The organism is Pseudomonadota bacterium (assembly GCA_030860485.1).
GTDB lineage: Bacteria > Pseudomonadota > Gammaproteobacteria > JACCXJ01 > JACCXJ01 > JACCXJ01.
In genome coordinates, this window is the sequence record JALZID010000367.1 from 20008 (window position 1) to 27594 (window position 7587).

Here is a 7587-nt window from a genome sequence, read left to right on the forward strand (position 1 = left end):
GCGATTTACGACCCCGTCCAGTATGGATCGGGGTTGTCGAGGCAAGAGACCTGGGAGCGCTCGCGACAAAACGCCGTCGCGGGCGCGGCCCGATCGCGCCCGGCCGGGGGGCACGCTACATCACCAACACCGGGTCAATCGCTCGGTAATGTCATTGCGCGACAGCACCCGCGCGCAGAGCTCCCAGCGATCGTCGGTAGGCGCAACGGTCGCGCTATAGCGGAGATTGAAGGCGTTCGCGCGCCGCTTACGCTCGATGTACTCCGAGAGCTTTTCATCCAGCGCTTCGATGTCTTCGATCCACTCGTCGTCGATGACGTCGGGCAGCGCGCCGAAGAGATCAAAGCGATTTCTCATGCGCTCGGATAGTTTGGCGTAGACCTCCTCATCGCGGGTGTCGTGGTAGACGAGATTGAGCATGTCGACGGATTGCCGTTGCTGTCCGAAGCGCTTGATGCGACCGATGCGCTGCTCCAGACGCGACGGATTCCACGGCAGGTCAATGTTAATAAGCGTGCCGAGCGTTTGCAGATTCAACCCCTCGCAAGCGGCATCCGTGGCAATGACAAGCCGCACCGTCCGCTCGCGCACGGCCTTCTTGATCTCCTCGCGGGCTACCGATCCGAAGAAGCCGCTATGGTAGAATCCGCTGCGGTCCGCACCGGCGTAGAGTGCGATGCGCTCGCCCGGTAACTCTTGAGCGAGCTCTTGCGCGACCCAATTCGCGGTGTCGAAGTATTGGCTAAACACGATGCAGCCTAAGTGCAGCCAACCTTCATTGCTCAAGTAGTAGAGCACAGCGTCGAATTTGGGATCCGTGCCCCCGGGGCGCGATAGTACTTCCACGATGTCCTTGAGATACCGTCGCTCATCGGCGGTGAAGGCGTCAAGCCTTGCCAGATCGCTCGCATGCTCATCGTCTTCGAGCGTCCCTTTGTCCAACAGACGTTGTGCCGTGCCGAGCCCCGAGGCGAAGCTTGAGCAGATCCGCTGAAGCATGAGGCTTTTCAAGAACCCAGCCGCTTGACTGCGTTGACGCACGAGCTTGGTGAATTCGATGGCCGCCTGATATGCGTTGTCGAAGCTCTGATTGGTGAAGAGTCCCAGGCCCTCGAAAAACGGCTTCTCGTTCTCCTTTGAAGGATGGATTTCGACGCCGATCTTCTCGAGTAGACCCATGTCTTCAAGCGTGGATCGTTTGCGCAACACGGTGTGCCGAAGAATGGGGTTCCTGCACTGGAAGAAGGCGAGGCCGTCTCTACGTTCTCCCACTTTGTCGGCTAAGTCTTCGCGCGTGATGCTGTCCAAATCGGTAACCGGCCGGTCGGTGAAGTGCGCGGAGTCGCCGATGCTGAGATCCATCCGGATCGCATCGAAAATCCGGTCCTCGGTCTTCGGCGGCAGGGGATTGCGGAGGAGATCCCAGTAACGGGATTCAGCGCTGGGGTTATCCTCGCCCGTCATGAGCTTTAATGCGTCCTCCGGGCGTTTCCATACACTGCCGAGCCGCCCTAGCACGTGATCGGCGCCTTGGTTCAGCACCTGGAGCAGATCCCAGAGCTCCGAAACCTCCGTCTGGATCGGCGTGGCGGTGCCGAGCAACACATGCTGTGCCTTCTTCGCCGCCTCCATCATGAAGGAGAGCAGGTTATTTGGCCCACCGCGCTGCTTGCTCAGCGCTCCGCCGCGCCGCGCGCGGTGTGCTTCGTCCAAGATGAGCGTGCCGTAAGAACGCTTTAAGAGATGCTCGCGCTCGGGTGTGGATTGGAAGATGAGGCCTGTTGAGACGATACCGATTTGAAACGGGCAGCGGATCACGTCCTCGGGGCCCCGGGTCTTGATGGGGTGCCCGCGAGGGTCTTGCCAAGCCTTTTTCTGCGAGAGCCACACGGCTGAAGGCACGCCCAGCTTATCGTAAAGCTCGACTTGCCACTGCTGGGTCAGCGTGGCGGGACAGAGGATCAAGACCGGACCGTCGCCAAGCAGCGATCCCACCAGCGCACTCCCGGCCAAGGACAGGGTCTTACCCACGCCGACCTCGTCGGCCAAGAGCAATCGCACCTTGCCGAAGATCTCGCGATGTTCCATGAACATCCCCACGAAGGCGCGCTGCCAGGGCTGCAACTGCTCACCGCCCCGGTAGAGGGGCGATTCCGCGAGCGCAGCGGCGGGCAGCGCCTTGGGCGCACATTCCTCGATGGAGATCTCGACCCGCTCATAGATCCGCTGGACTTCCTCGATGATGACCGAGGGTAGAGGATAGCCGCGCTCCCAAAGATAGCGGAACTCGTCCTCGACCCACGCGATGCCTTCCGGGGACGTATCCTCCCACAAGAGCTCGTAGTGCTCGCTCCAGCCCTCGCGGGTCTCGTTGACCGAGCCCATGAAGCAGGTCTTCGAGCCGTCCGCCTGTTCGATGACCCCCGCCTTGCCGTGGAGGAAGGCGCAGACATCGCGCGGCACGACCCGCACCTCGATGTTGCCGCGCGTCAGGAGCTCGTAGAGCTTGCGGTAGCGCTCGCGGTAAAGCAGGCTCTCCGTCCCGGCGGGCACCTGGTTCCAACGGGCCTTGAGCGCCTGCTCTCGGGCCGCCCGGGAGACTTTGATGTCGTGCGGATCGAGCTCGCTGTTACAGACGATCTGGATCTGACCGACGGCCTCCAGATCTTCGTGGACGATCTCGAAGATGGAGCTGCGGAAATATCCCGCGATGCGGCGGTAGCTACGCGCGCCCTTGAGCTTCTCGCGCAGGAATACCTGGGCTAGCGGTGTCAGCCGGGACGAAAAGCGGTTGAGCACGCTTACCGGCGTCCAACGGCGGACTCGTTACGGATCATGCCGCTCAGTATCCGGGCCTTGGAGGCTTCCTCGGCGCGCAAGCCAGCGAGCTTGCCCGCGAGGTAATTGCAGATCGCCACCAGCACCTCGCGGCGCTTGAGGTAGTCGGGCACGTTGTCGCGCAGGTTGCTCATGACCTCGTCGCTCCCCTTGCCGCGCTCGAGCGACATAAGCGCGAAGAGCACCGCGCGGGTCGCCGACTCGCCGAATTCCGAGCCCGAGAACTCGCCGCGCCCGAGCTCCATTGCGGATTTGAGCCTGGCGTTGTTCGGCTTCACGCTCGCCATGAGCGCGCCGTAGCCGTCGACCTTGAAGGCTTTCGCGAAGTTCTGATAGTTGTCGAGCTTCCTCTGTCCCTCGGCTTCCTGCTCCAGCATCTTCAGATAGAAGCGCTCGGCGTTCTTGAGCTTCTCCCAGACCTTGGCCTCTAGCGCTTCGGGCACCAGGCATTCGTTCGCGATCTGCACGGCGAGCTGAATGATCTCGTCGACCAGCGTCTTCTCGCCCTTCTTGCGTGGACGCAACGCCGCTTTCGTCATATCGATGCCATCGATGCGCGCATAGGAGGTCAGCACCCGCAAGGCGGCGGCGTAGCCCGCCATCTGGAGATCGGCGTCGGCGAAAGAGTTTTCGTCGCAGTACTTGTGCTTCAAGGATTGATTAAGGCCGATCAGGGTTTCAATCTGCCTTTGCACCTCAGCGCGAATATCCTGAACTAGCTCGTCCTTATAGGCGGATTCGTGGCCTTGACGCTTGCGCAAGATCAGCAACACCGTGCCCTGCACATAGCCGCCCTTTTTCAGTTCCGAGGACGTTTCCGTCGCGATATACCACGCCGCCGTCACCTGCAGTCCGGCGGCCCAGACGATATTCGTCATGTCCGCCCAGACGCCGCCGTCCTGATGGGTGAACATGACGATCTGAAGCCCGTTGTCCGGCATGTGATCGGCCATGGCTTTATAGGCCGCCACCATGTCGCGCCGGAAGGCTTCGCCGTCGCCTTTGATTGCAAGCGCGCGCCGGCTGTCCCAGATCCAGTCTTTGAACGGCGCGGGTGGATTCTTGCGCAGCCAGGCGATGAAGAACTCAGTGATTTCGTGGTAGTGGACAGCGTCAGCGTAGGGGGGATCAGTAATAAACACATCGCAATCACGACATAAGACCTTTACCTCTTCGCAATCGACTTTGTGCATATATTGTAGGTAATGCCTTTCGCGCTTGATCGCCTTGTCGGCAAGCCTCAATAGTTCGCTCGTACTATAGGCACCATAAGTCAACAAAGTGTTTAGGGCTTGATTTGAGAACACATTGACAGGTGCGTCGCGGCCAATACTCGTCCCCCATGCACACAGTCGGCTTGATCTATCTAATGCTCCCGTTACCGCTACACTCGACGCAACGAATGTTCTGCAGTAAGCGTACATCGTAGAGAATGAGAACAACTGCCTCGCATTAAACAAATGATGCCAATGCGTCCAGCCGCGCTCGCGAATAGGTTGGTCAGTATTGTAACCCGGCTCAATCACCATATCGGGTACCAGGCCTTCCGCTTGCCACTTGGCGAGGGTAGTCGCAACAAGCTTCTCGACCTTCGCCTCGCGCTTCAAATCATCTTCGGTGACAGACCGGAACTCGGTCCATGTCTCGCTCTTGTCCTTCGTTTTGTTGTAACGCGAGCAAGTCCACTGGATGCAATACAAGCGCTCCTGAAAGATGTCGTCGGCACGCGGTTTAAAATCGGACTTCTCCCAAAGGCGCAGCCGGTTCCCTGTGGTGCCGTCGGTTTTGGTGTAGTCGCCGCGCAAGGTCTTAATCGCCGTTCGGTGCAGCTCGCCCTCGAGCGTGTAGACGAGGAGCCGTCCTGCACCGTGCCTTTCTCTGCTCCCTTCATCGCGGCGGCGTTTGCGCCGGTAACGATCTCGATATCGAAGCGTTTCTTCTTGGCGTTTGGCACCAGCTTCGCGTAAACGTTATGCGTCTTGCTGATGACCCACGAAGGCGCCATGGGCACCATCCAGCCGGTCTCTGGGCAGCGCGTTTCCAGGCAATAGAGATATGCCTTGGCGCGATTGCTGCTTTCGTGCTCGATGCCGAGCTTAATGATTTCTTTGTCCACGGCTTCAGCGACTTGCCGTTGGGCGTCTTCGATTTCAACACGCGTTTTTTCGTCCGCCCCGATGATATTGAGCGCGCCCCAGGTCAGCATGCACGCGATAGGATTCAAGTCGGAGGCGTAGACATCACAGCCGAGCCGCGCGGCTTCGAAGGGAATCGAGCCGCCACCACAGAAGGTATCCGCCACCTTGGGCCGGTGGCCGAAGCGCATGATGCCGAGTTGCTCCACCAACTCCGCGTGGCTATGTGCATCGGTCTTAAGATGTGCGTTGACGGCATCCCAGATGCCGCCGTAGAGCTGACTATCGATCTCTTCGGGCCGTTTTGACAGCGCCAGTTTTTCAGTATAGCTCATGTTCAACAGGACTTGCCGCTTGAGCCAGGTCTTTTGCGCTGGCGCGATCTCGGGCTTCCAGCGCACCGTTAATCCTGTGTACGCAGAGAAATCGACCGGCGCGCTGGTGGGCAATTCGCCGGTCTTGCTCGACAAGGAAAAGTATTCACCGAAATTGTCGAGCGGCAGGCGTTCGAGGATTGTCTTGGCGCTGATCCCTTCCGTGCGAATAAGAAACGCTTCATCGTCGATGGCCATGAGCTGCTCGAAGATCTCCAGGTCTTTCTCCGGATCATCCGTCGCGGGCAGCAATGCACCGAGGACGCAGGTCCGCGCGAGGATCAGCGGCTTCCGGCCCTTCCAGTAACTGCCCAGTGCCGTCAGTGTTTGCCCTGCGCCGGCCTTGCGCTCCTTTTGCGCTTCGGCGGATATCTTCTGCGCGGGTAACAACCGTTCTATGACGCTCGCGGCGTGCTTAAGCGAAAGAGGTTCGACGGCGGCTCGCGCGGTCTCGTAGCGTGCGTGTGCTTCCTGGAGATTGGACAAGACTGTGGTCTTGATAGTACTCATCGGCTAGTCGGTCCTTACGCGGCAAAAGGCAGCGCGGTTTGTATATCTTGTTTAGTACGCATGGGCCGCTTGCGTTTCGCCTTGAGCTCGTCGGTGCCATCCGTTAGGGCGTGGAACAATGCCCGGCGCCACCCGCGCTCGCTGTCCTCCACCGTGCCGGCGTTCGCGGCGGTCATGCTGAAAAGCCACCACCGCTCCTCCGGCTTGAAGCCGCTCCAGTTCTTTAGCGTGATCGGAACGCGATCGAGGTCGACCTTCTCGATACCCCAGGCGAGCACGCACAATTCCTTGCCGAGCAGCCGCTCGACCTTGTTCACCCCCGACGTCCAGCGGCTCGTGGCGAGCTTTTCGGCTTTGAGACGCTCGTTGAAAACGCGCTTAACGCCATCGGCGATCTTGTGCCAATGCCCACGCGGAATGACGGCGCGGTCTTCTCGCTCGGGTATGCCGTTGGCGCCGCCAAGAGTCCAAAGTGCTCCGTGACGGTCACCGCGCGGGTTCGCCCGGCCGGAATGGCCACCACGAAATGATGCGGATCGATGTCATTCGGGCAGCCGAAGCCGAGGGTCTTGCGGTTTGTGGTCATTGCTCGATCTCCGTGGGCGTGGGCTTGATGTCAAATTCGCCGAGCAGCTCGTTCATGTCGCGGATGACGGTGTTCGTCTCAGTAGTGGTAGTTGTTGAGTAGGACTTTACGTTTCGCGCGGGTGGAGTACCCCGGCTTCGAGAACACCATGTGCTCTGGATTCCGGCAATCCATGCCGGAATGACGTGCCTGTTTGAATCATCTTGACTGGACTACTAGTGTTTCGTGAAAGATCTTCTCGACGACTTTTGTCCCCCAATTGATTGCGACCATCCCGATGGCCAAGCGTGGTATTGCTACGTTTATCGGAGCGTGATCCGCAAACTTGGGTAGGGGTTCCGGTGGCCATCCCACGAATTCAACCGGGTCGTGTCCGAGAACCCACACATGCGGCGGATGGCCCTGGCGGGCATCCGCACTACGACGCTATAAAAGCCGAGTGTTTCGTGGACGGACTTGACCGCAGAGCCGCCGGGGGTACTTTGCCAGCATGAGCTATCTCGATCGCATCACCATCGATCGGCCGTCCGGAGTGGCAAGCCTTGCATTCGCGGACTCCGGATAACCGTCTACGACATCCTGGAGTATCTTGCCTCCGGGATGTCACAGGAAGAGGTCCTGGCTGACTTTCCCGACCTGACGCCCGATGACTATGGTGCTCGCCGCGCCATCGAAGGTGGTCTGGCTACGGGTCGGCAATGTCTCGACTGCCGCAATAGCGGCGCTGCTGCGGCAACGATACGTTACAGTGCGCCCGTTCTACGAAGATCCCGACGCTACATTCCTCCCGTTGGCCTGACCTTTCAATCAAGACGTTTCAGCCCCCTGCCCGGGGGTACGATGGTTCGCAACGCCTCGTTATGAAAAAAAGGGGGTACTCTAGCACGCCGGCACCGGAAGGCCGCCGCCTGGCCGACCCGACTGCGGTTGTCGCGCCCGAGCGCCGCGCTGATGAAGCGGCCGGTCTCGATGAGGCGCGATAGATCAACGCCCGTCTCGATGCCCATGCCCCCGAGTAGATAGGCGACGTCCTCGGTCGCGACGTTGCCGCTCGCCCCGGGCGCATAGGGGCAGCCGCCCAGTCCCGCGACCGAGGCGTCGATGATCGACACCCCGAGCCCGAGGCAAGCCAGGATGTTGGCGA

General features: G+C 60.0%; 4 protein-coding genes and 2 pseudogenes. 1 reads left to right on the forward strand and 5 read right to left on the reverse strand.

What is annotated here, in order from left to right:
* Positions 1–120: 120 nt before the first annotated feature.
* From M3461_22755 to M3461_22770, 4 genes and pseudogenes are all read right to left on the reverse strand, one after another.
* Positions 121–2799, reverse strand: a complete 2679-nt coding sequence (locus tag M3461_22755) for a phospholipase D-like domain-containing protein (GenBank protein ID MDQ3776964.1) — start codon at positions 2797–2799, stop codon at positions 121–123.
* A gap of 2 nt (positions 2800–2801) precedes the next feature.
* Positions 2802–5746: pseudogene (locus M3461_22760) on the reverse strand (DUF1156 domain-containing protein).
* 125 nt (positions 5747–5871) lie between these two features.
* On the reverse strand, positions 5872–6276 hold the full coding sequence (locus tag M3461_22765) for a DUF3780 domain-containing protein (GenBank protein ID MDQ3776965.1): 405 nt from the start codon (positions 6274–6276) through the stop codon (positions 5872–5874).
* Entirely contained in the window at positions 6171–6443 is a 273-nt protein-coding gene (locus M3461_22770; protein MDQ3776966.1) for a DUF3780 domain-containing protein, read from the reverse strand. The genes M3461_22765 and M3461_22770 overlap by 106 nt, the downstream gene beginning before the upstream one ends.
* Positions 6444–6933: 490 nt before the next feature.
* On the opposite strand from M3461_22770, the pseudogene M3461_22775 reads away from it, so the two are divergent.
* A pseudogene (locus M3461_22775) lies at positions 6934–7094 on the forward strand (DUF433 domain-containing protein).
* A 152-nt stretch (positions 7095–7246) separates the two neighbouring features.
* Here M3461_22775 and M3461_22780 read toward each other — a convergent pair.
* A partial coding sequence (locus M3461_22780) for a hypothetical protein (protein ID MDQ3776967.1) occupies positions 7247–7587 on the reverse strand: 341 nt, incomplete at its 5' end.

Coding starts and splice junctions, on each gene's coding strand:
- M3461_22770 (MDQ3776966.1), bottom strand. CDS start 6,443: ATGACCACAAACCGCAAGACCCTCGGCTTCGGCTGCCCGAATGACATC.